Annotated in this window: 25 protein-coding genes and 5 tRNA genes; 17 read left to right on the top strand and 13 right to left on the bottom strand. The window is 41.6% G+C overall.

Going from position 1 to position 21,138, the window contains the following annotated elements; genetic code table 11:
- Positions 1-48 precede the first annotated feature (48 nt).
- Entirely contained in the window at positions 49-681 is a 633-nt protein-coding gene (locus tag HMPREF1154_RS06780; RefSeq protein WP_009641799.1) for a DUF417 family protein, read from the top strand.
- Between the two features lie 70 nt (positions 682-751).
- Here the strand turns inward: HMPREF1154_RS06780 and HMPREF1154_RS06775 are convergent, their stop codons facing one another.
- The 5 genes from HMPREF1154_RS06775 to HMPREF1154_RS06755 form a co-directional block, all read right to left on the bottom strand.
- Positions 752-1,927, bottom strand: a complete 1,176-nt coding sequence (locus HMPREF1154_RS06775) for an alpha-hydroxy acid oxidase (RefSeq protein WP_009641793.1) — start codon at positions 1,925-1,927, stop codon at positions 752-754.
- A 171-nt stretch (positions 1,928-2,098) separates the two neighbouring features.
- Positions 2,099-2,935: a hypothetical protein gene (locus tag HMPREF1154_RS06770; protein WP_009641837.1), complete on the bottom strand. Its 837-nt coding sequence runs from the start codon at positions 2,933-2,935 to the stop codon at positions 2,099-2,101.
- A gap of 9 nt (positions 2,936-2,944) precedes the next feature.
- Positions 2,945-3,961, bottom strand: coding sequence for a hypothetical protein (locus tag HMPREF1154_RS06765; protein WP_009641842.1), 1,017 nt, complete (start codon positions 3,959-3,961; stop codon positions 2,945-2,947).
- A 94-nt stretch (positions 3,962-4,055) separates the two neighbouring features.
- A complete protein-coding gene (locus tag HMPREF1154_RS06760) occupies positions 4,056-5,006 on the bottom strand; it encodes a hypothetical protein (protein WP_009641794.1) in 951 nt (316 codons plus the stop codon).
- Positions 5,003-5,491, bottom strand: coding sequence for a hypothetical protein (locus HMPREF1154_RS06755; RefSeq protein ID WP_009641796.1), 489 nt, complete (start codon positions 5,489-5,491; stop codon positions 5,003-5,005). The genes HMPREF1154_RS06760 and HMPREF1154_RS06755 overlap by 4 nt, the downstream gene beginning before the upstream one ends.
- 129 nt (positions 5,492-5,620) lie before the next feature.
- On the opposite strand from HMPREF1154_RS06755, the gene HMPREF1154_RS06750 reads away from it, so the two are divergent.
- From HMPREF1154_RS06750 to HMPREF1154_RS13705, 7 genes are all read left to right on the top strand, one after another.
- Positions 5,621-5,863: a hypothetical protein gene (locus HMPREF1154_RS06750; RefSeq protein WP_016421155.1), complete on the top strand. Its 243-nt coding sequence runs from the start codon at positions 5,621-5,623 to the stop codon at positions 5,861-5,863.
- A complete protein-coding gene (locus HMPREF1154_RS06745) occupies positions 5,848-6,168 on the top strand; it encodes a type II toxin-antitoxin system RelE/ParE family toxin (RefSeq protein WP_009641807.1) in 321 nt (106 codons plus the stop codon). Before HMPREF1154_RS06750 ends, HMPREF1154_RS06745 begins: the two co-directional genes overlap by 16 nt.
- 2 nt (positions 6,169-6,170) lie before the next feature.
- Positions 6,171-7,475, top strand: coding sequence for a ribosome biogenesis GTPase Der (gene der / locus HMPREF1154_RS06740; RefSeq protein ID WP_009641795.1), 1,305 nt, complete (start codon positions 6,171-6,173; stop codon positions 7,473-7,475).
- Between the two features lie 766 nt (positions 7,476-8,241).
- Positions 8,242-9,318 (top strand): hypothetical protein, encoded by a 1,077-nt coding sequence (locus tag HMPREF1154_RS06730; protein WP_009641784.1) that lies wholly within the window; start codon positions 8,242-8,244, stop codon positions 9,316-9,318.
- Positions 9,319-9,410: 92 nt separating this feature from the next.
- On the top strand, positions 9,411-9,596 hold the full coding sequence (locus tag HMPREF1154_RS13320) for a hypothetical protein (protein WP_009641788.1): 186 nt from the start codon (positions 9,411-9,413) through the stop codon (positions 9,594-9,596).
- An 8-nt stretch (positions 9,597-9,604) separates the two neighbouring features.
- Positions 9,605-10,069 carry a hypothetical protein gene (locus HMPREF1154_RS06725; protein WP_009641808.1) on the top strand — a complete coding sequence of 155 codons (465 nt, stop codon included), beginning with the start codon at positions 9,605-9,607 and terminating at the stop codon, positions 10,067-10,069.
- A 44-nt stretch (positions 10,070-10,113) separates the two neighbouring features.
- On the top strand, positions 10,114-10,467 hold the full coding sequence (locus HMPREF1154_RS13705; RefSeq protein ID WP_009641811.1) for a hypothetical protein: 354 nt from the start codon (positions 10,114-10,116) through the stop codon (positions 10,465-10,467).
- On the opposite strand, the gene rsmG is transcribed toward HMPREF1154_RS13705, so the two are convergent.
- The gene (gene rsmG / locus HMPREF1154_RS06715; RefSeq protein WP_009641802.1) at positions 10,462-11,073 is read right to left on the bottom strand and encodes a 16S rRNA (guanine(527)-N(7))-methyltransferase RsmG; all 612 of its coding nucleotides are present in this window, start codon (positions 11,071-11,073) and stop codon (positions 10,462-10,464) included. The genes HMPREF1154_RS13705 and rsmG overlap by 6 nt on opposite strands.
- A 188-nt stretch (positions 11,074-11,261) precedes the next feature.
- On the opposite strand from rsmG, the gene rpmH reads away from it, so the two are divergent.
- The 5 genes from rpmH to HMPREF1154_RS06695 all read left to right on the top strand — a co-directional run bounded on the left by rpmH (position 11,262) and on the right by HMPREF1154_RS06695 (position 15,191).
- Positions 11,262-11,420: a 50S ribosomal protein L34 gene (gene rpmH / locus HMPREF1154_RS13100; RefSeq protein WP_002669412.1), complete on the top strand. Its 159-nt coding sequence runs from the start codon at positions 11,262-11,264 to the stop codon at positions 11,418-11,420.
- A gap of 113 nt (positions 11,421-11,533) precedes the next feature.
- Positions 11,534-12,754, top strand: coding sequence for an aminotransferase class V-fold PLP-dependent enzyme (locus HMPREF1154_RS06710; RefSeq protein ID WP_009641817.1), 1,221 nt, complete (start codon positions 11,534-11,536; stop codon positions 12,752-12,754).
- A 113-nt stretch (positions 12,755-12,867) separates the two neighbouring features.
- Positions 12,868-12,949: transfer RNA gene (locus HMPREF1154_RS06705), tRNA-Leu, on the top strand.
- 51 nt (positions 12,950-13,000) lie between these two features.
- Entirely contained in the window at positions 13,001-14,314 is a 1,314-nt protein-coding gene (tilS, locus tag HMPREF1154_RS06700) for a tRNA lysidine(34) synthetase TilS (protein ID WP_009641813.1), read from the top strand.
- 10 nt (positions 14,315-14,324) lie between these two features.
- Positions 14,325-15,191, top strand: a complete 867-nt coding sequence (locus HMPREF1154_RS06695) for an endonuclease I family protein (protein WP_009641778.1) — start codon at positions 14,325-14,327, stop codon at positions 15,189-15,191.
- On the opposite strand, the gene HMPREF1154_RS06690 is transcribed toward HMPREF1154_RS06695, so the two are convergent.
- From HMPREF1154_RS06690 to HMPREF1154_RS06670, 5 genes are all read right to left on the bottom strand, one after another.
- On the bottom strand, positions 15,139-15,741 hold the full coding sequence (locus HMPREF1154_RS06690) for a phosphatase PAP2 family protein (RefSeq protein ID WP_034567050.1): 603 nt from the start codon (positions 15,739-15,741) through the stop codon (positions 15,139-15,141). The two genes, HMPREF1154_RS06695 and HMPREF1154_RS06690, sit on opposite strands and share 53 nt — an antisense overlap.
- Before the next feature lie 51 nt (positions 15,742-15,792).
- A tRNA-Leu gene (locus tag HMPREF1154_RS06685) sits at positions 15,793-15,876 on the bottom strand.
- Between the two features lie 49 nt (positions 15,877-15,925).
- Positions 15,926-15,998, bottom strand: a tRNA-Lys gene (locus HMPREF1154_RS06680).
- A 16-nt stretch (positions 15,999-16,014) separates the two neighbouring features.
- Positions 16,015-16,087, bottom strand: a tRNA-Lys gene (locus HMPREF1154_RS06675).
- Positions 16,088-16,114: 27 nt separating this feature from the next.
- A tRNA-Lys gene (locus HMPREF1154_RS06670) sits at positions 16,115-16,187 on the bottom strand.
- Between the two features lie 138 nt (positions 16,188-16,325).
- On the opposite strand from HMPREF1154_RS06670, the gene HMPREF1154_RS06665 reads away from it, so the two are divergent.
- The 4 genes from HMPREF1154_RS06665 (at position 16,326) to tpx (ending at position 19,182) form a co-directional block, all read left to right on the top strand.
- Positions 16,326-16,847, top strand: coding sequence for a shikimate kinase (locus HMPREF1154_RS06665; RefSeq protein ID WP_009641785.1), 522 nt, complete (start codon positions 16,326-16,328; stop codon positions 16,845-16,847).
- Between the two features lie 71 nt (positions 16,848-16,918).
- Positions 16,919-17,968, top strand: a complete 1,050-nt coding sequence (gene queA, locus HMPREF1154_RS06660) for a tRNA preQ1(34) S-adenosylmethionine ribosyltransferase-isomerase QueA (RefSeq protein WP_016421146.1) — start codon at positions 16,919-16,921, stop codon at positions 17,966-17,968.
- Positions 17,969-18,096: 128 nt separating this feature from the next.
- Positions 18,097-18,609: a thioredoxin family protein gene (locus HMPREF1154_RS06655; RefSeq protein WP_009641782.1), complete on the top strand. Its 513-nt coding sequence runs from the start codon at positions 18,097-18,099 to the stop codon at positions 18,607-18,609.
- A gap of 75 nt (positions 18,610-18,684) precedes the next feature.
- The gene (gene tpx / locus HMPREF1154_RS06650; protein ID WP_009641801.1) at positions 18,685-19,182 is read left to right on the top strand and encodes a thiol peroxidase; all 498 of its coding nucleotides are present in this window, start codon (positions 18,685-18,687) and stop codon (positions 19,180-19,182) included.
- A 51-nt stretch (positions 19,183-19,233) separates the two neighbouring features.
- Here tpx and HMPREF1154_RS06645 read toward each other — a convergent pair whose 3' ends face one another.
- Positions 19,234-20,181 (bottom strand): cation diffusion facilitator family transporter, encoded by a 948-nt coding sequence (locus HMPREF1154_RS06645; RefSeq protein ID WP_034567041.1) that lies wholly within the window; start codon positions 20,179-20,181, stop codon positions 19,234-19,236.
- An 85-nt stretch (positions 20,182-20,266) separates the two neighbouring features.
- The gene (gene pyrH / locus HMPREF1154_RS06640; protein WP_009641831.1) at positions 20,267-20,974 is read right to left on the bottom strand and encodes a UMP kinase; all 708 of its coding nucleotides are present in this window, start codon (positions 20,972-20,974) and stop codon (positions 20,267-20,269) included.
- Positions 20,975-21,138 lie beyond the last annotated feature (164 nt).

The raw sequence follows: 21,138 nt of genomic DNA, 5'->3' as shown, positions 1-21,138 counted from the left end.
TTGGAAAATGCTTTGTATTTTTGCATCCTGAAAATAATACATAGTCATATGCAACAATTATTAGAAAAATTGGCTGGATTACAGTCACAGTTTATCAACTTTATTCGCATTGCGATCTTTATCGTAATGGCGTGGATTGGAGGCCTCAAAGTATGTCAATACGAAGCCGATGGGATTGTTCCCTTTGTTACCAATAGCCCTTTTATGAGTTTCTTCTATGCCAACTCAGGTAAAACCGCTATTGATGAGAACGGTGTTACAGGTGAGGCTAACAAAGGTAAAGAAGTAGCAGAATACAAATTGCACAAGAACCCAGAGGGGAAAATGGTAGCTGCCAATATAGAATGGCATAAGCAAAACAACACCTATACTTTCTCTTATGGCTTAGGAGCGTTCATCTGCCTAATTGGTTTGCTTACGCTTTTAGGTATTTGGTCTCCTAAAATAGGACTTATCGGGGGATTACTTACTTTTGGTATGTCTATCGTTACCCTTTCCTTCCTTATCACTACCCCAGAGGTATATGTACCTAACTTAGGAGGTGATATGCCTACCCCTAACCATGGCTTCCCTTACCTATCAGGAGCTGGACGCTTGGTACTGAAAGACATTATCATGTCGGCTGGCGGACTTATTGCCGCTTCTGATGCAGCAAGACGCCTGTTAGCAAAGAACAAATAAAGAACCATTAAGAAATAAACAGCCCCAAACCGAGTGGTTTGGGGCTATTCTTATTTAATATATTATGGTGTTATTTTCTGGTAGGTAGTGGATAAGTACCCTCTACAAGAATACTCTTATCTACATCTTGGATATTGCGATGACCAGAGAAGGCCATAGTGGTATCCATTTCATCATAGAGGATTTGTAGGGCACGAGTTACGCCTTCTTCTCCATAAGCACCCAATCCGTATACGGGAGCACGGCCGAGCATGATACCCTTAGCACCCAAAGCCCATGCCTTAAGCATGTTCTGTCCTGTATAGAAACCTGAGTCTATCCATACCTCTGTCTGGCTACCTACAGCACTTACGATATCTGGTAAGGCTTTGATAGAAGAAATAGTATCGTCCATTTGGCGACCACCATGGTTGGAAACGATGATGGCATCGGCTCCGTATTTTACAGCCTCTTGTGCATCTTCTGGGGTCATAATCCCCTTGAGGATAATAGGGCCTCCCCAAAGTTCCTTAATCTCAGCTATATCCTTCCAGCTAAGGCTTGGGTCAAACTGCTCTTTTGTCCAAGAAGAAAGTGAAGAAAGGTCTGATACGTTCTTAGCGTGACCTGCAATGTTGCGGAAAGTCCAGCGACGGCTACCGAATACATAGCGTAGACCCCAAGGAATTTTAGTTGAAAGGTTTATCATATTAGGAATGGTAAACTTCGGAGGGGTAGAAAGTCCATTCTTAATATCACGATGGCGGTTTCCGAGCACTTGTAAGTCTACCGTTACCATAAGAGCGGAACACTTAGCTTCTTTAGCTCGACGAATGAGATCTTTCATGAACTCACGATCGCGCATCACATAGAGCTGAAACCAAAAAGGTTCTACACCTGCCTCCACCAAGTCCTCAATAGAGCAGATGGACATGGTAGAAAGAGTGAAAGGAATACCGAACTTCTGAGCGGCTTTGGCCATATGGATTTCCCCATCAGCCCACATCATTCCCATAAAGCCTACAGGAGCGGTCATAGCAGGGAATTTTACCTTTTGTCCTAAGAGCGTAGTCTCAAGGGTACGATTGTCCATATCCACCAAAATTTTCTGCTTGAACTTGATAGGGTTAAAGTCAGAGACATTCTCGCGGTAAGTGGCTTGTGTCCAAGAGCCTGTATCCACATACTCATAGAACATCTTAGGTACATTGCGCTTACATACCACACGTAAGTCCTCAATGTTAGTCATTTTTGTTAAATCTCTCATTCTAAAAATTTTTATATGATTGTATCAGAGACGAATGAATGCTGAAAAAACAAGGGCTTGCTTTTTCGCTGCAAATATAAGAATTTATTTTGATATATGTCATATTTAGTGATTAGTTTTTAGTTTTTAGTTTTAGTTTGTTGTAGAGGCATTTCTCTCTTCATGATAAGGTTAATAATCCTTGCGATAGGTAGTCTTCCGCCTTTGCTTGAGCGGATCTCTGACTTTGGAGCGGAACATAGTGAGGAAAATTCTAACAATCACAATCACGAGTGATAAAGCAAAAAATATACAAATCGCTTGTATCCATAGGGGCAGATCCTTGGTAAGTGCCCCATAGATAAGTCCCGCACATAGTCCCATAGTCATAGTGAGAAATACCCCATAGAGTAGCCCTTTGGCCAGATAGTTGCCGTAATTCTTCATAGGCTTGTCGGTAAGATAGCCGTAAATCCCCCAATAAGCGGAAACTGCAATGACGAAAAATATAATCACCCCAATGGTTTTCACTACAATAAAGACATCTGTTACAATGATCTCATCTGTGGAAGCCTTATAGCGAATATTATAAGAGGATTCCCCATTTAGCTCAGCAGCAAAAGGCAGTGCCCGCTCCAGCTCCTTCCCCGATTCTATAGTAAAAGTAACCACAGGGGTACCCATTTCTACATATTCGGTAGTGTGCCTGCTACCACTCCTGTGATCAAATCTTTCTGTATGAATATCCTCATACCTTACCACCTGAGCGGTATAGGGTTTAAAGTCTCTATCAGAAGCCAAGAGGTAGAGCTCCTTGACAGTACTTGCCCCTAAAAACAACATAAAAGGGGTAAGCACCACCAATAGGGAGATAGGCACCCAGATAAAGAAGGCGGAAAGACAACCTGCTTTTGCTTTGTTTTTATCCTTAGCCTTGCTGTTGCTTTTTCTGATAATCAGATATGTAAGTCCTACTGAAATGGCAAAAAACAGGAAGACAATGATTCTGTTGATAACTATTTCATCCATAAGCGATAATTATTGATATATCCTTCTTTTAGAAGGTTTTTCACATTCAGATACAAAAATGGTTTTAGGCTCTACCTTGAGCTTTTTAAGATCTGTCTGATAACACTTGGATTGTACAAAATCAAACCTATAATACTCAATATTATTTAGGGTATCCTTATAGATATTTTTACCTTTATCATACACTAAAAAATCCCGATTAATAGGATTATGATCTACACTACCCTCTTTTATATTCATAAAAAACGCCTTAGGTTCTTCCAAGTTGGAGATACTAAGGAAGTCTTTAAGCTCCTTATCCCCTTGGTCTTCCGACTTCTCCTTAGCAAAAAGCACCTTTCTTAGCTCTTTCATAGGTATTTTATCAATTTCCTTTTTGAGTTCCCGTATAAGCTGCTTACTTCTCTCTACATCAGCTTGGTTAAAAAAGAGCAAACACTCATAGCCCTCTTTGGTTACCAAAGCGCCTGCCCCATCTATCTGATATTCTGTGAGTTCCTGAAAAGAAATAAGAAAGTCATTATTATCCTGTAAATCAATTTGATAAGTATTTTTCAGTTCTCCCAAAAAGGGAGCAAATTCAAGCCTTTTGAGATCTGCAATCAGAGAAAAGGAATTCCCCATTTCTTTCCTTGGAAAAGTATGTACATAGCGAGAAGAAAGGCAATTGGGGTTATCATTGAAAACTGAGTATGTTTTTCCATTCTCAAAGCGGATATAGTTTTTCCCATCTTCAAAATTCGCAAAGCGAATACGGACTTTGTCTTTCCCAATAGAGTCATTCCGCTGCCCATACACAACAAATAGTGGTTCTTTTTTCGGTTTGAAGAGGATGATACCGTCCTTTTGAACCTCATAACTCCCTGGTACAGCTGTCATATAGCCCCAAAGGACAAATAATTTGTTAGGCAAGAGCATAATACCTCCTCCACGCCCTCTGTAATTGCCTGAAATGTCTTTTTCTTGGGCATAAACAAGGCTTCCTATAAAAGAGAAAGCCAGCAATAAGAGTATTTTTGTTTTCATGATATTAGTTTTAAAATTTCATCTTTCAACTGCTTGCAATTACGATTCCTTTGAAGATTAGCTAATTCGCCTTTATTTCTCTTCTTTGGGAAGGTCATTCACACTCGGAGACAAAGATGGTTTTAGGCTCCACTTTGAGCTGCTTAGGGTCTGTGATACTTCCCTGTGTCTTGACCTGCAAATATAGCCTAACTTCTTCATTTTCAAAAGGTTTTGAAGTATAACTACCCCCCACTACTCTCCCATCTTTCTTTAGGACAAGAAGTGCCGTAGGAGGCTCTATGTTTTCTGCATAAAGGAAAGAGATAGACTCCTGACTTATATCTTTTGATTTTTCTTTAGAAACAAAAAACCTTTTGAGATCCTCTTTAGGTACTTGCTTCAATCTTTCTTTGACCATTTTCAGCTCTTCTTCTGGCCATTTCCCTCTATGAAAAAAAGCCCCCTTTTCCCCTTCTAACTCCATAGGTACGAGCACTACATTTGCCTTCTCACGACTAAGTTTATCATAGGAAATCAAGAAATCATTATACGCTCCCAAGTCAAATTGCAATGTGTTCTTAATCCCCTCTCCCTCAAATAAATAAGACACCTCTTCATCATAGTATCCCATATGATGTATAAGGGTAAGCGTACTGCCCACTTCCTTTCTGTCAAAGGTATGTATATACTCATGAGAAAAACAGTTAGGGTGATCATTGAACACACTATAGGTCTTCCCATTCTCATACTGAATATAGTTCTTCCCTTCTTCAAAATTGGCAAAACGGATACGCACCTTATCCTTCCCAATAGAATCATTATAATACCCATATACCAAGAATAAGGGTTCCCGCTGAGGCTTTAATAAGTACACCCCATCGGGTCTCTTTTGGTAATAGCCACGAATAACTGTCATATAAGTCCAAGCAGCAAAAGTCTTATTTGGGAAAAGCATAATGCCCGATTCAGGTTGTTTATAGCTTTCTATTAGCTTTCTGTCTTGAGCTAAAAAGCTATTGGTTACGAAAAAGAAAGTCAGTAATAAAAGTATTTTTGTTCTCATAAAAGTAAAGGATAACTAAGCAATCGAATATCAGTAATTATAGAAAGGGTAAATCCCTTAAAAAGAGGAGCTTTTGCCCAAGGAATGGCATAGCCAGCATCTACCCGTAACAAATTAAATAAAGACAGTCCTACACGTGGAGTAATCGCCTCAGTGGAAAGAGAGACCCCATAGCCCAGCAACAGGTGATAGAACTCAGCCCCCACCTCAGGGACTACTCTATGAGAACCCCTACCCGCAAAATGAACTCCTGCATAGAAGCCCCCGCCACAAGCAATACAATCATTGTGAAGCATCAGCCCCGCAAAGTGTGAACTCTTAGCATCGGCATAGGTGTAAGCCAGCCTTGGGGTCAGGTTAATTATTCCCTGAAAACAATCACACGAAGGCGGATACCTCCTTGGAGGAGTAATAGCAAGGCTATCGCTCTGAGCAAACCCCACATAAGAGCAAAGAGTAAAGAAGAGGAAAAACAAATTTCTCATAAAATCAACTTTAAAAGTTCCCTTTCTATAACGCGACAAATATAACGAAATTTCGGCAAAAAATCAGAATTTCTTACGACTTTATTGCTATGTTTATTTTTTTGACTACCTTTGCAGAAAAATAAACCTATGAATACTGGTACTATTGCCCAATTACCTAAAGATGTTTCTATAGAAGATGTCCTATTGGAATTAGAAGCACAAGGGATTGAGATCTTACAAGAGATTCCTCTCCCCCCTGAAAGACTCCCTCAGAGGGTACTTGATTCTATTAAGAAAGGAACCGAGCAAGCCGAGAGAGGTTTTGTTTTTGATGATGCTATTGTAGACCAAGAAGCTGAAAATATTATCATGCAATGGGAAAGAAAGTAAAAGTTACTTGGTCTGCTGTTGCTAAAATACAATATTATGATACTTTGATTTTTTGGAACGAACATAACCAATCCAATGAGTATTCCAAAAAAATAAGAGCCAAAATAAAAGAAGCCTCCTCTAAGTTAAGTTCTTTTCCCAAAATAGGAAAAGAAAGACCTGAAGACAGAGAGGTAAGGCAGATTATTGTGTTATCCCATTTTTCTCTATTCTACAGAATCTATGAGATCAATGAAGACTTGACTGAAATTGTCATAGTAACCTTTTGGGATAACAGAAACGACCCTAATAAATTAAAATTCTAAAAATGAGTGCCATTGTAGCCATTGTTGGACGCCCTAATGTAGGCAAATCCACTTTTTTCAACCGCCTTGTTCAGCGCCGTGAGGCTATCGTAGATAGCATCAGTGGGGTGACCCGCGACCGCCATTATGGAAAAACCGACTGGAACGGACGTGATTTCTCCGTGATTGATACAGGAGGTTATGTAGCAGGAGGCGATGACGTGTTCCAAAAAGAAATAGATAAGCAAGTGAATCTGGCTATTGAGGAGGCCGATGCCATCATCTTTTTAGTAGATGTAGAGAGTGGCATCATGGGTACCGATGAGGAGATTGCCCAACTGTTGCGCCGTAGCAAGAAGCCTACTTTCTTAGCCGTAAACAAAGTAGATAATACCAAGCGGGCTATGGACGCCAATGAGTTCTATGCCTTGGGGTTTGAAGAGATTTTTCCTATCTCCAGTGTCAATGGGAGTGGTACCGGCGAACTCTTGGATGCCGTGGTCAAAGTGCTCCCTGAGGAGGAAAAAGTGGAGGAAGTAACTCTACCTCGCTTTGCCGTAGTGGGACGCCCCAATGCAGGGAAATCGTCCTTTATCAATGCTCTCATAGGGGAGGAACGCTACATTGTTACCGACATAGCGGGTACCACTCGTGATGCTATTGACACCCGTTATAATCGTTTTGGGTTTGAGTTCAATCTCGTGGATACCGCAGGGATTCGCCGCAAAGCAAAGGTCAAAGAGGATTTGGAGTTCTACTCTGTGATGCGCTCAGTACGTGCCATAGAGCACTCCGATGTATGCCTGCTCTTAGTGGATGCTACTCGTGGCTTTGAGGGGCAAGATGCCAATATCTTCTGGCTGGCACAGCGCAATAAAAAAGGAATAGTAATTCTGGTTAACAAATGGGATTTGGTAGAAAAAGACAACCATACCACCAAGCACTTTGAGGAAGGGATTCGCAAGATTATCGCCCCCTTTACCGATGTGCCTATTATCTTTATCTCTGCCCTTACCAAACAACGTATCTACAAGGCAATAGAGAAAGCCGTAGAGGTGTATAACAACCGCAGTCAGCGCATCAAGACCTCTGAGCTCAATGAGTACATGCTCCCGATCATTGAGGCTACCCCACCACCAGCTACCAAAGGAAAGTACATCAAGATCAAGTACTGTATGCAGCTACCTACTGACCTACCTCAGTTTGTCTTTTTTGCCAACCTTCCCCAATATATCAAGGATCCTTACCGCCGTTTTGTAGAGAACAAGCTCCGTGAGAAATTCAATTTTGAAGGCGTCCCTTTGGATATTTTCTTTAGGGAAAAGTAAGGGGAGTTTTTGAGGTTTGAGGTTTGGGTAAAAAGTGAACAAGAAAAATAAAATGAGTAAGAAAACTTATTTTGCAATGATTGATGAAGCTATACAACAAGAGGGAAAAAAAGTAACTATTGAAGAACTTAGACAAAGATATTTAAAATGATAAAAGAGGAAATAGAGCTAGAAAAGGAAGAATATACATTTGAAGAAACTAAAAAATTTCTTGATCACTTAGAGATTTTAAAAATCTCTAACAAAATAAAATAGGATAAAAAATATGAGAATTATTTTGTTCATCATTTTAGTCCTTGTATTTTATATCTTATCGATAGTAATGTACAAGAAATATCATGGCAAGAAATTACTATTCTATTATCTTGCATGCCTTTTAGGTGCATGCATAATGTATATGCTTAGTTTAGTTCTAGTCGCAAAGTATAGTACGGAAATGATGGATGTTTGTCATGATTTCTACAATTCTATACTTGTTATTATTATGACAAATTTAATAATCATTATAATGGAAGCTCTTGTAAATTTCCTCATTAAGTTCATGATGAGTTTCCATGTAAAATACAATGGTTTTGTTATGAATGATGAACGTATTCAAGTAATAGATAAGTTCAAATTCTTATTCATAAAATGGGGTAGAATCCTTTATCTAACAGGGTGTATAATTTTAATTACAGGATGTATGTTTAGTTAAAGGAGGTTCCTACTGTTTATTGTAAAACTCTCATTATAGAAACGATTTATAAAAGATATAAATAACAAAGAAATGTTTCCCATCCAACAATCTTATTCGAAAGAAGAACAGATTAAGCGTTATTGGAAATGTAACTACACTGCTGCAGAATCACAATTAGCGTATTGGATTCTGCTACCTAAGGACGTAAAACCTGTAGAGATTAAAAAGCAATCTATAGAAGGACTTGACATTAATAATATCGGGCAATATGTTAGTGTTGACAAAACCTGTTCGATGTTAGAGGTCTCCGTATATTATGAACATTGTTGGTATGAAATGAACGCAGCAGATTGGCTTGTTAAAAAACTTGATCTGATGGGAGAAAACATTCTTCACTATAGGAAAATTAATGGGACTTCAACAGGAACTTATGCTGATATTCTCACGGCAAAGACAACAAATAAAGGTGAGAGTGTAATATCTCGCTTTTCTGTGCTAAAAGACTATGATCCTGATTTTTCAGGAGCCAATTATTTTATGGTAAAAACATCTTGCTTTAAAGAAGATTATCAAGGAAGGATGTTGGATATACTCCAAATCACAAATAATTGGGATTTGATAAACAAGACGAATTGGAACATGGCAGAAAATTTACAACCCTTTAGTTTCAACTTCAAACAAAATAATTTCACATTTTATTTCCCAACATCATGGAAGATGTTCAAGGACAGCAATCATGATAATTTGTCCGCCCAATCTATTCGTTTTCTTCTTAAGCATGAAGACGAGGGAAAGAATATAGGTGTAGTCAATATATATTTGTATGCGAAGACAAGCAAAGAAAATTTTGAAAGCATCGCCTCGAACATAGAAACACGTTTAAAAAACATATCAGAATTTGAATGCAAAATACAAAAAAAGGTAGCTGATAATATTCTGAATCCAAAATTAGAAAAAGCATGGTACATTCAAGGAGATTTAGAATATCCTAAAAAGCAATTCAGAGCTTTTCTCATGTCATATCTTATACAAAGTAATAGCGGCATCTGTTATATTGAATCAATTGGACCAAGACCCAGCTTAAATAATTATTATTGGGAAGCAGGCAAACGATGTATAGAGTTAATAGTCGAATCATTCAATAACTTGGATTTCTCCAAGGAATAGAATTTGTAAAAGGCTCCTATCCGAGATATTGATTGTAACGACTTCCTTTACTATCATATTTTATCAATTTGGAGTTTTTTATAATACCAGCTGTGTCTATTTCTTACAACTCCATCACCACCTGTGTTGGTAATGTACAAGTTTCGGAAGAGAATACGAGTGAAAATGGTAGTGTATATAAAGTGTCAGGAGAATATGATATCCCTGTGGGAGAATATCTGTATATAAGAGATCCTAATGGGTATAGAATATGTATCTATGAACTATTTGTCCCTTAATAAGCAAGATGAATACTTTAGAAGCCAAGAGAAAAGCATTAGCTAAAGAAAGGATAGAAACCAAATACAAATCTCACAAAGATTGCACCTTTATAGAGGTTGTTACTGCGGATAAGCTGCAAGAGTTCTATGATTTTATCTCAACACATATACGCTATACTGAAGAAAATTACCAAAGATACAATGATAGATATTGTATAGGAGAAAAATATGACAAATATAGTATCAGAAACTGGATCATTGAGAAGATAGCAAAGCAAACAAAGCCTTCTGACATTATTATATTGCCTTTTTTAGACTTTGGTATCTGCGTAGAACTCATGAGGGTAGAGGCTTTTTTCGAGGCAGAATTGGATGAAAAGATATCCCAACATATAGGTTTGGATATTGGATATATTAACCTATCGCAGCAAATACTACATTATTTCTCTGATGAAGAGTATTTCGTTTTTGAATATTATGAAAGACTATAAAATATGTCCTTTACGAAAGAAGCATTTGGTAAACACATCAGCCTATGAAACTATCTGAAATAGAGACCGCTGACCTTCCGGTGAGAGAAATGACCATAACTGACAATCAGATAACTATTCTCTATGACGAGGTATATCATATCCCCACCCAAAGTTATATCAAAAATATCCAAATAACTATTAGAAATTGGCGCGAGCTCTTGGTAAAAATATTCCTTTCTCCTGCTCCTTATATCAAACCTACTGAAGTGATTTGTGAAGGAGCACAACGAGAAGTTTTCGACCTTATACAAGAAATCACTTTTTTAGACAACACATTGATTCTAAAAGGAATCAGCAAAGAAAACAAATACTGGATGGAGTACTATATCACAGAGGGTCAATGGGTATTACTATAGATATACCACTTTTTTTGTCTCAAAAAAATCCTCCTCAAAGACCTCAGAAAGGTTATAAACAGTAGCCGAAGGAAAAGCTGCCAACTCTTCAGTAAGGTCGCCTCCTTTTAGGTAGAGTATTCCCCGCTTATCTCCCTTATTGGTTACAGGCTTGAGCAGATGCTTGGTGAGCTTATAGAAGTCCGCCATTTGGGTTACAGCACGGCTTACGATATAGTCGTATTGCCCCTCAAGGGTCTCTACACGTGCCTGCTGGTAGGTGACATTGGTAAGGCCTAAAGCAGTAGCCACTTGTTGTACCACCTTTATTTTCTTGCCTATGGAATCCACCAAGTGGAAAGACACCTCTGGATAGAGAATCGCCAGTGGAATCCCTGGAAAACCGCCACCTGTACCTACATCTAATACCTTTAGCCCTACCGAGAAGGGGTGTATCTTGGCTATGCCTAAGGAGTGCAATAGGTGATGCAGCACAAAATGCTCCATATCCTTGCGAGAAATCACATTGATACGTGCGTTCCACTCCTCGTATAGGCTTACTGCCTGAGTGTATTGTGCCACTTGTGTAGGGGTGAGAGTAGGAAAATACTTGAGTAACAACTCCATAAAGACAAGCCTTTAGAAAGGTCAAAAGTAGGATAATATTTTCATTCGTACAAATTTTTCAAGAAAGATTTTAAAAATACTTGTACATTCCAAAAAATAATAGTACCTTTGCCCCGCTTTCTTTTATGGGAGCTTCAAAGAGCTAAGAGCAAGTAAACGTTTAATTTAAGATATTAATATTCAATCCAATGAAAAGAACATTTCAACCTTCCAAGAGAAAAAGAAGAAATAAACACGGTTTCAGAGAACGTATGGCCACGGCGAATGGACGTAAAGTATTGGCACGTCGTAGAGCTAAAGGAAGAAAAAAACTTACTGTTTCCTCTGAACCAAGACATAAGAAATAATGTTTATAACTTTCTGTAACAAGTAAGGTGCCATCTCATTGTAGATAGCACCTTTTTTACTTTTTACTTTTTAACCTTATTACTTTTTACCTTTTACTTTTTATCTTTATATTATGAAGTCTATTGCTGAAATTCGTCGTGATTTCCCTATCTTAGAGAGAAAGATAGGCGGAAATCCCTTAGTATATTTTGACAATGGGGCAACTTCTCAAAAGCCCCAACAGGTCATTGATAGCATTGTCCATTTTTACACCACCTACAATGCCAATATCCATCGTGGGGTACATACCCTCAGCCAAGAGGCTACCGAAGCCTATGAAGTAGCCCGTAAAAAACTACAAAAGCACATCAACGCAGCCAAGTCCTACGAGGTGATTTTTACCAGTGGTACCACCGAGGGAATCAACTTAGTGGCTACTTGTCTCACCCCTTTTCTAAAGGCAGGTGATGAGATCTTGGTACTGACCACTGAGCACCATAGCAATATCGTTCCTTGGCAGCTCTTGGCCGAGCGTACAGGGGCTGTTGTCCGTCCTATCCCTGTAGATAAGGAGGGTATGATCCTTATGGAGGACTTCAAGGCTATGCTCTCTGAGCGTACCAAAGTAGTCAGCTGCCAACATGTGTCCAATGCCTTGGGCAATGTACACCCTGTCAAGGAAATCATTGCTTTAGCCCATAGTGTAGGGGCGGTAACCCTTATAGATGGGGCACAGAGTTGCCCACACTTTGCCATAGATGTACAGGACTTAGATGCTGACTTCTTCGTGGCTTCAGGACACAAGATGTACGCCCCTACTGGGATTGGCTTTCTCTACGGGAAAGAGGCGTGGCTTAAGAAACTCCCCCCTTATAAGGGCGGCGGGGATATGATCAAGACCGTCTGCTTTGAAGGGACTACTTATGCCGATCTGCCTTATAAGCTGGAGGCTGGAACACCCAACATCTGTGGGGGGATCGCCTATGGAGTAGCTATTGACTATATGCACTCCTTAGGCATGGCCGATATCGCGGCTCACGAACACGCCTTGCTAAAGTATGCCCACGAGCAGATTCAAGCCTTAGGCGGTATCACCATCTATGGTACACATGATTTGGAGCGTAAGGCAGGAGTCATCTCCTTCAATGTAGAGGGCGCCCACCCCTATGATGTAGGAACACTCCTTGACCAAATGGGTATAGCTGTACGTACAGGCCACCATTGTGCCCAGCCTGTGATGGACTTTTATCACATTCCAGGTACCATACGTGCTAGTTTTGCCGTTTATAACACCCTCGAAGAAGTTGATCGCCTCATCTTAGGCCTTCAAAAAGCAATGAAAATGCTATTATAGTTACATATAACACACTCACAATCAACCAATTGTAAAATAATTAAAAAAATAATTGATTTTTATTTGTCAGTTTCAAAAATAGTTGTACCTTTGCACTGTCTTAAAAATCACACGCGGGTGTGGTGAAATTGGTAGACACGCCAGACTTAGGATCTGGTGCCGTGAGGTGTGTAGGTTCGAGTCCTATCACCCGCACTAAGCTCTCAGAACACTCTGAGAGCTTTTTTATTTAATACACTTCCCCCTATGTTAGCATCTTTCCAACAGCATCTCCAGCAGCATTTCCCTTTCCTATGGCAAAAGAAAATTATCTTGGCCCTCAGTGGAGGGATTGATAGCGTAGTACTCGCTCACCTGCTCCATGGGTTAGATATTCCTTTCCTTATGGCGCATTGCAACTTCCAGCTACGCGGGGAGGAAAGCGAGGGCGACCAGCGTTTTGTGGAGGCGCTCTCTCACCAGCTTTCTGTTCCCTTGGCTGTAAAGCGTTTTGAAACCAAGGCCTATGGCAAGGCACATGGACTGAACACCCAGCTAGCGGCCCGTGTACTGCGCTATGACTGGTTTGAAGCACTACGCCAAGAGCAGGGCTATGACTATATACTAACCGCCCATCAGGCCAATGACTCTTGGGAGACGTTCCTGATCAACACTTCTCGTGGTACAGGCCTCAAGGGTCTCTTAGGCATACCTACACAGAACGGGGCTATCTTGCGCCCCTTACTCCCTTTCTCTCGGGAGGAAATCCTTGCCTTTGCCACCGAAAACCATATCTCTTGGCGGGAGGACAGCTCCAATAGCTCCGATGCTTATACCCGCAACAAGATTCGCCACCACCTCTCCCCTATGCTCAAAGAGGTGCACCCGCTTTTCTTTAAGAACTTTGAGAAAACCCAATCGCTCCTACAGCTCACTTACAACTTCCTACAAGAGGGTATTGAGCAGTATCGGAAAGAATGTTTTGTCCTAGGCAATCCTATCGTTTTCCTTATAGAAAAACTCCGCAGACACCCCCATAGGCGTTTTTTGCTACACGAACTCCTTTCTCCTTATGGATTTTCCGATGCCGATGCTTTGGAACGATTTTTGCAAGCCAATACGGGTAAATACCTTACCAGTGATACCCACCGCCTGCTCTCCAACCGTGGGCAATGGCTTATTAGTGAACTAAAGGAGGCCTCCCCTGCTGTTTTCTATTTACAGGATGAAGCTGGTGTCATCAAGTCGCCCATAGCCTTGAGCTGGCAAGAGGTCAGTGAGGCTGCCCCATCAGGAGTCGAGGTGATTTATATAGATAAGCAGAAGGTACTGTTTCCCTTATGCTTGCGCAAGCGTAAGGAGGGAGATCTCTTTTACCCCTACGGCATGGGCGGACAGAAGAAAGTACTGCGCAAGTACTTCAAGGATGAGAAATATTCGCTCTATGACAAGGAAAACCAATGGCTGCTGACCGATAGCACTGACCAAATCCTATGGGTCGTAGGCCGCCGCGCAGACGAACGTTTTCGCCCTACCCCTTATACCAAAGAAATACTCTGTTTCAGACTTAATAACGAATAAATACCCGATTATGAAAAATATATTACTCATTGGCTCTCTTTTCCTTGCCTTTATAGCTTGCAAGGGAGAGGAGTTTTCCCAAAGACAAGCACAAGACCCTTATCAGAGAATAGATATCTTAGCTCAGGAGAAGGCTCTATACCTGCCTCAATCTCCCAAACATTATGAAAAGGTCGTAGTGCCTGCCAAACTCAAGTATTACTATCAGTCAGTGGATTTTACCAAGAATGGGGACGAACTCAAGGAAGACTTGGCCGTGCTGACCATTGTCAAGCATACCCATTTTATCCCTTATGGCAAGCGCCATCCTTTCTTGGAAAAGGCCAACAAAGACCCCAAAAATCCCCAGCATGTTCTCTTGGTCTATACAGGAGAGAGTCGCCCCGCAAGTGAGATACAGAAGCGCAACCAGCCACATGGGAGTATCAATACCGAACATATCTACCCACAGAGCCATATCAAAAAATACGGGGATCCTGACCAGCCCTTAGGCGACTTGCACCACTTGCAGTATATAGACAGCGGCACCAACTCCTCCCGTGGCAACCTTCCCTTCACCGAAGGGCATGGCGCTACAAGCAGAGAGAAAAAAGGCAAAGCATGGTACCCTGGTGACGAATATAAGGGCGATGTGGCTCGTATGCTTATGTATATGTATCTAAGATACAACCTGCCCTTTCACCATGTAAGTACCGATGGAGTGGGGCTGCTACTGAAGTGGAATGCCGAAGATGAGGTCTCTCCTCTGGAGCTACAGCGCAACAATGAGATAGAGCAAGCCCAAGGCAACCGCAATCCTTTTATTGACAACCCTTATTTGGCTACTAAGATTTTTGGTCAGGTAGCGGGGCGTACCCCTCAGAATCTGTGGAAGTAGTGCGCCTCTTACCCCTAAGATAAAACCAATACCCTACCCAGGCAGTGGTTACTCCTACCAGAAGGCCTACAAGGATATCCGTAGGGAAATGCACCCCTAGGTAGAGGCGGCTATAGGCATAGGGCAGCGGCCAAAGGAAAAGCCAAAAGGCAAAGCGCATACACTTTCTAAAGACTAGATATAAGAAGGTAGTAAGGGCAAAGCTATTGCTGGTATGACCAGAGAAAAAGCTATAGCCCTTCTCCCCTATCACAATACGCAGCTGAGCAATGAGCGCTTGGGTATGTAAGGGGCGCAGGCGTCCTACAATTTCCTTAGTAGTATTGGTAATAGCCACTGTAAGGAGCAAGGTTCCTATGGCATAGAAAAAAATACGCCAAGCCTCCTTGCGGGGAAAGAAGTGGAAGTTAGCCCAAAGAATCAGGGCAAAGAAAGGTACCCAATTCCATGCATTGGTAATAAGCAGCCAAAAGGTATCCCATGAGAGGGAACCCGTTTGGTTTATGGCCACCAGTAGCTGATAATCTTTCTCTAAAAGGTCTGCAAGCATAGGCATTAGTAAAAATAAAAAATCCTTAGTACTGAATACTAAGGATTTTTGTGCCTACGACTGGATTCGAACCAGCACGCCCTAACGAGCACCACCCCCTCAAGATGGCGAGTCTACCAATTTCTCCACGTAGGCAAGGTAAGACTGCTTTCACAGTAAAATAGCCCCAAGGGGCTAAAACTTGTGACCCGGGTGGGCCTCGAACCCACGACCCCAACATTAAGAGTGTCGTGCTCTGCCAACTGAGCTACCGAGTCATTAAAATCTTTCGTGTGACCTGGCTGGGGCTCGAACCCAGGACCCCAACATTAAAAGTGTTGTGCTCTACCAGCTGAGCTACCAAGTCGCCATGTCGTTTAAAGTGCAAATTATGTGACCTGGCTGGGGCTCGAACCCAGGACCCCAACATTAAAAGTGTTGTGCTCTACCAACTGAGCTACCAAGTCCTTTGCAAATCTCCCTTATGTTAGGAGCTTTATTGCGGGTGCAAAATTACATCTTTTTTTCGTATAAACAAACAAAAAAATAATTATTTTTGCATTTTATTTCTATCCTTATCGCAACAGCTTATTACTCTGTGTTTTATGAAAGAAAAAATTATCCTTTTAGGCTACATGGGTAGCGGAAAATCCACCATCGGGCAGCTCCTCGCCCACGCTCTCGACCTCCCTTTTGAGGACTTGGACAGCTTTATCGAGCGCAAAGAAGGAAAAAAGATCTCAGAAATATTCGCCCTGAAGGGAGAAATCTATTTTAGAAAACAGGAACAAGCCTACCTCTCAGAGCTGCTCGACAGCCCTACCCCTATGGTCATCGCCTTGGGGGGCGGTACTCCCTGCTATGGAAAGGCTATGGAGCTTATTCGTGCCGCTTCTCCTTATTCCTTTTACCTGCAACTACCCACAAGCGAACTTATGGCGCGCCTCTTGCCTGAGAAAGCTGAGCGCCCCTTGATCGCTCATCTGTCTTTGGAGGATATAGAGGAGTTTCTCAACAAACACCTCTTCGAGCGCTTTCCTTTCTATACCCAAGCGCATTTTATCCTTCCCTGTCATGGCCTTAGCCCTACCGAGATTGTAGAAAAAATAAAAACACAGATAAAATAATTAGGAAAACGCTTGACAACGCCCCTTAAAAAATCGTATATTTGCACCCTTAAATGCCTTTGATACAAACAATGAAATTATCTAGCTTTAACTTCAATCTTCCTAAAGAACTCTTGGCTGAGTATCCCAGTGAAAACCGCGATGAAGCGCGCCTTATGGTTGTCGATCGCAAAATAGGCACCATAGAACATAAGTTGTTCAAAGATGTTATTGATTATTTCGACGATGGAGATGTTTTCGTCCTCAATAACACTAAGGTATTCCCTGCACGCCTCTATGGCCATAAGGAGAAAACCAACGCTAAGATAGAGGTCTTTCTCTTAAGAGAACTCAACAAAGAACAACGCCTATGGGACGTTCTAGTGGATCCTGCTCGAAAAATACGTATCGGCAACAAACTCTTTTTTGACAAAGAAGAGGAACTCGTAGCTGAAGTAATTGATAATACAACCTCTCGTGGGCGTACCCTTCGTTTCCTTTTTGATGGTTCTTACGAGGGCTTCCGCAACAAACTCTTAGAGTTGGGACATACTCCGCTGCCTAAGTATATCACCCGCCCTGTAGAGCCTGAGGACGAAGAGCGTTACCAAACAATCTATGCCAAGTACGAGGGGGCTGTAGCTGCTCCTACGGCTGGGTTACACTTCTCCAAACAGCTCATGAAGCGCTTGGAGATCAAGGGCATTAGTTTTGCCGAACTCACCCTACATGTAGGCTTGGGTACCTTCAACCCTGTAGAGGTAGAAGACCTCTCCAAGCACAAAATGGATAGCGAGGAGATCATCATTCCTCAAGAGGCTTGCGACAAGGTCAATAAGGCCAAGGAAGCAGGCAAGCGTGTATGTGCTGTGGGAACAACCGTGATGCGCGCCATGGAAAGCTCGGTATCCTCTCACAATACACTGAATCCTTTTGTGGGTTGGACTAATAAGTTCATCTTCCCTCCTTACGATTTCGGCGTAGCCAATGCGATGATTACCAACTTCCATACTCCTAAATCCACCCTACTGATGATGGTTTCTGCCTTTGCTGGCCACGAACTCATCATGGATGCCTATGAGGAGGCCGTAAAAGAAAAATACAAATTCTTTTCTTACGGAGATGCTATGCTAATCATATAATAGTCAATGGTTAATTGTCAATGGTTAATTGTTAATTGTTATCAATGACAACCTAACTATTGACAATTTAAGATGATTCCCAATAATGCAACACTAGTAATTAACAATTAACAATTAATAATTAACAATTGATAAGTCGTTTATTCCTTATAGCCCTACTCTGTATAGGGCAACCTATCGTATTTGCGCAGAATACTCCTAGTGAGGTAGCGCAAGAGAAAGCAACCTTGGCTAAGCCCTATAACCCAGAGGAGGACGGACTTGAGAAAATCAATGAATTGCTCAAGCAGGCCAAGAAGAAAAACAAGAAACTCCTTATCCAAATAGGAGGTAATTGGTGTATATGGTGCTTGCGCTTTAACCACTTGGTTACCACCGACCCCGAACTGAAAAAAATCTTGGACAAGAAGTACCTATACTACCACCTGAACTACTCGCCTGAGAACAAAAACGAAAAGGCCTTTGCCAAATACGGAAACCCAGGTGAGAAATACGGCTATCCTGCTTTTCTAATCCTTGACAAAAAAGGCAATATCCTCTCCACTCGCAAGACGGAAGATATGGAAGAAAACAAAGGATATAACAAGGAAAAGGTCAAAAAATTCCTGTTAGGTCGCCTAGACTTAAACGGCCAACTTTAACTTTTATTTAAAGACAAAAAAGTATTTTATTTCACGATTATTCATTAATTTTGTACCCTCTAAAATAAAGTTTTTATGGCAAATATTACATTTCACAATGAGCCTGCTTCCACTGCAGGTGAACTACCTAAAGTAGGTACTATTGCGGCTAATTTCGTAGCCGTTGGTAGTGATTTGAAAGAGATTTCTCTTTCTGATTACAAAGGACAACGTGTGGTGCTCAACATATTCCCCAGCGTAGATACAGGCGTATGTGCCGCTTCTGTAAGACGTTTCAACAAAGAAGCTGCCAACCTTCCCAATACCAAAGTATTGTGTATCTCCAAGGACTTGCCTTTCGCTATGGCTCGTTTCTGCGGAGCTGAAGGTCTGAACAATGTAGTGGTACTCTCCGATTTCCGTGGCGATTTCTCTAAGAAATATCCTTTGGAACTTGTAGACACCCCTCTTAAGGGACTCCTCTCTCGTGCTGTCATCGTCTTGGACGAAGAAGAAAGAGTGATTTATACCGAACAAGTAGAAGAAATCACTAATGAACCTGATTATGAGGCCGCACTCAAGGCCTTAAAATAAAAAATAAGGCTTTAAGATAAGAAAATAGGGAGCGACCTTTCGCTCCCTATTTTACTCTTCATGCTGATGATAACAACTACAAGTGGTATCCCCACAGCGGAAACCGCTGATATCTACCTCAAGAGTGGCATGTTGTACCCCATGATGATAGAGAGAATGCTTGAGTTCTTTTTTCATCTGCATAATATCTTCTAAGCTGACACCTTCCCTCACCACCAAGTGTGCCGTCAAGGCATTCTCCGAACTACTTAGCGCCCAGATATGTAAGTGATGAATGGAGGTGATACAGGGGTGATTAAGCAGTAATTGTTGTATCTCTTCATTGGAGAGCTGATGAGGTACACCGTCCAAAATGAGCTTAACACTCTCCTTGAGCAGCGCCCAAGTGGAAAAGAGAATGACAAAAGCAATCACAAAACTAATGATGGGGTCTATGATATTCCAGCCTGTCAGCGCAATCAAGCCCCCTGAGACAATCACCCCAAGAGAGACCAAAGCATCTACCATCAGGTGCAAGAAAGCACCCTTGATATTGATATCGTCTTTCTGTCCCTTGTAGAAGAGAAAAGCCGAAAGCCCATTGATAAAGATGCCTATCAGCGCGGTGATGATAATCATCACTCCCTGCATCTGGGGCGGATGTGAGAAGCGCTCGATACTCTCCACTCCTATCTTGATAACAATAAGGCAAAGAATTACAGCATTGACAAACGAGGCCAATATAGAAGCCTTTTTATACCCATAGGTATAAAGCGCGGTCGCTCCCTTTTGTGCCAACTTCATTCCCAAGAGCGAGATAATAAGGGTTGCCACATCGCTCAGGTTATGGCTGGCATCAGAGATCAGGGCTAAGGAGTTGATGCGTATCCCTACCACAAACTCTATAATGGTATAGAGCGCATTTGCCCCTATCCCTACATAAAATGCCTGATTGATACGTTTCAAATCTGGCACATGGTGATGATGGTGACCATGATGGTCGTGATCATGATGTTCCATAATTATATAGTGAATAATGAAAAGTGAAAAACGAATAATGAAATAGTGTTGGGTAAAAAGTTTTTCACTTTTCACTCTTCACTTTTCACTCATTAACGATTGTTCCTACTGCTTCCCCTGCCACTACTTTGGCCAGATTGCCTTTTTTGTTCATATCAAAAACAATAATGGGCAAGTGGTTTTCTTGACTAAGGGTGAAGGCAGTCATATCCATTACTTTAAGATTTTTGTCTATAGCCTCCACAAAGGTAAGATGTTCATACTTGGTAGCTTGTGGATCTTTCTCTGGGTCAGCCGTATAGATACCATCTACACGGGTACCTTTGAGAATCACATCGGCATTGATTTCTATCGCGCGGAGTACCGCTGCCGAATCGGTAGTAAAGTATGGGTTCCCTGTACCTGCCCCGAAGATGACCACGCGCCCTTTTTCCAAGTGGCGTACCGCCCTACGGCGGATAAAAGGCTCTGCAATGGCCTCCATTGTAATGGCCGTTTGTAAGCGGGTGAGTACCCCCTCGCTCTCTAAGGCACTTTGCAGTGCTAAGGCGTTAATCACCGTAGCGAGCATACCCATATAGTCGCCCTGTACCCTGTCCATACCATTGCTAGCGCCTGCAAGTCCACGGAAGATGTTCCCGCCCCCAATGACTATCGCCACCTCGGCACCTTGTTCCACAACTTGCTTGATCTCTATGGCATATTCCTTTAATCGTGCTGGGTCTATCCCATGCTGACGGTCTCCCATAAGGGCTTCTCCACTTAGCTTAAGGAGGATTCTCTTGTATTTCATTTGGTTTATCTTTTTCAGGCAATATGATGAGTGTATAGTGTGCTTTCACACTCTATTTTTCATTTTTCACTCATCGGGACAAAGGTACGATATCTTCACAAGATTACCAAAAAAATATAAGCCAATTTGTCAATTCTCCAATTAGCCAATTTGACTTATCAACC

This window comes from Capnocytophaga sp. CM59, from assembly GCF_000293175.1.
Taxonomy (GTDB): Bacteria; Bacteroidota; Bacteroidia; order Flavobacteriales; family Flavobacteriaceae; genus Capnocytophaga; species Capnocytophaga granulosa.
This window is presented reverse-complemented; position numbering and strand designations above follow the sequence as displayed.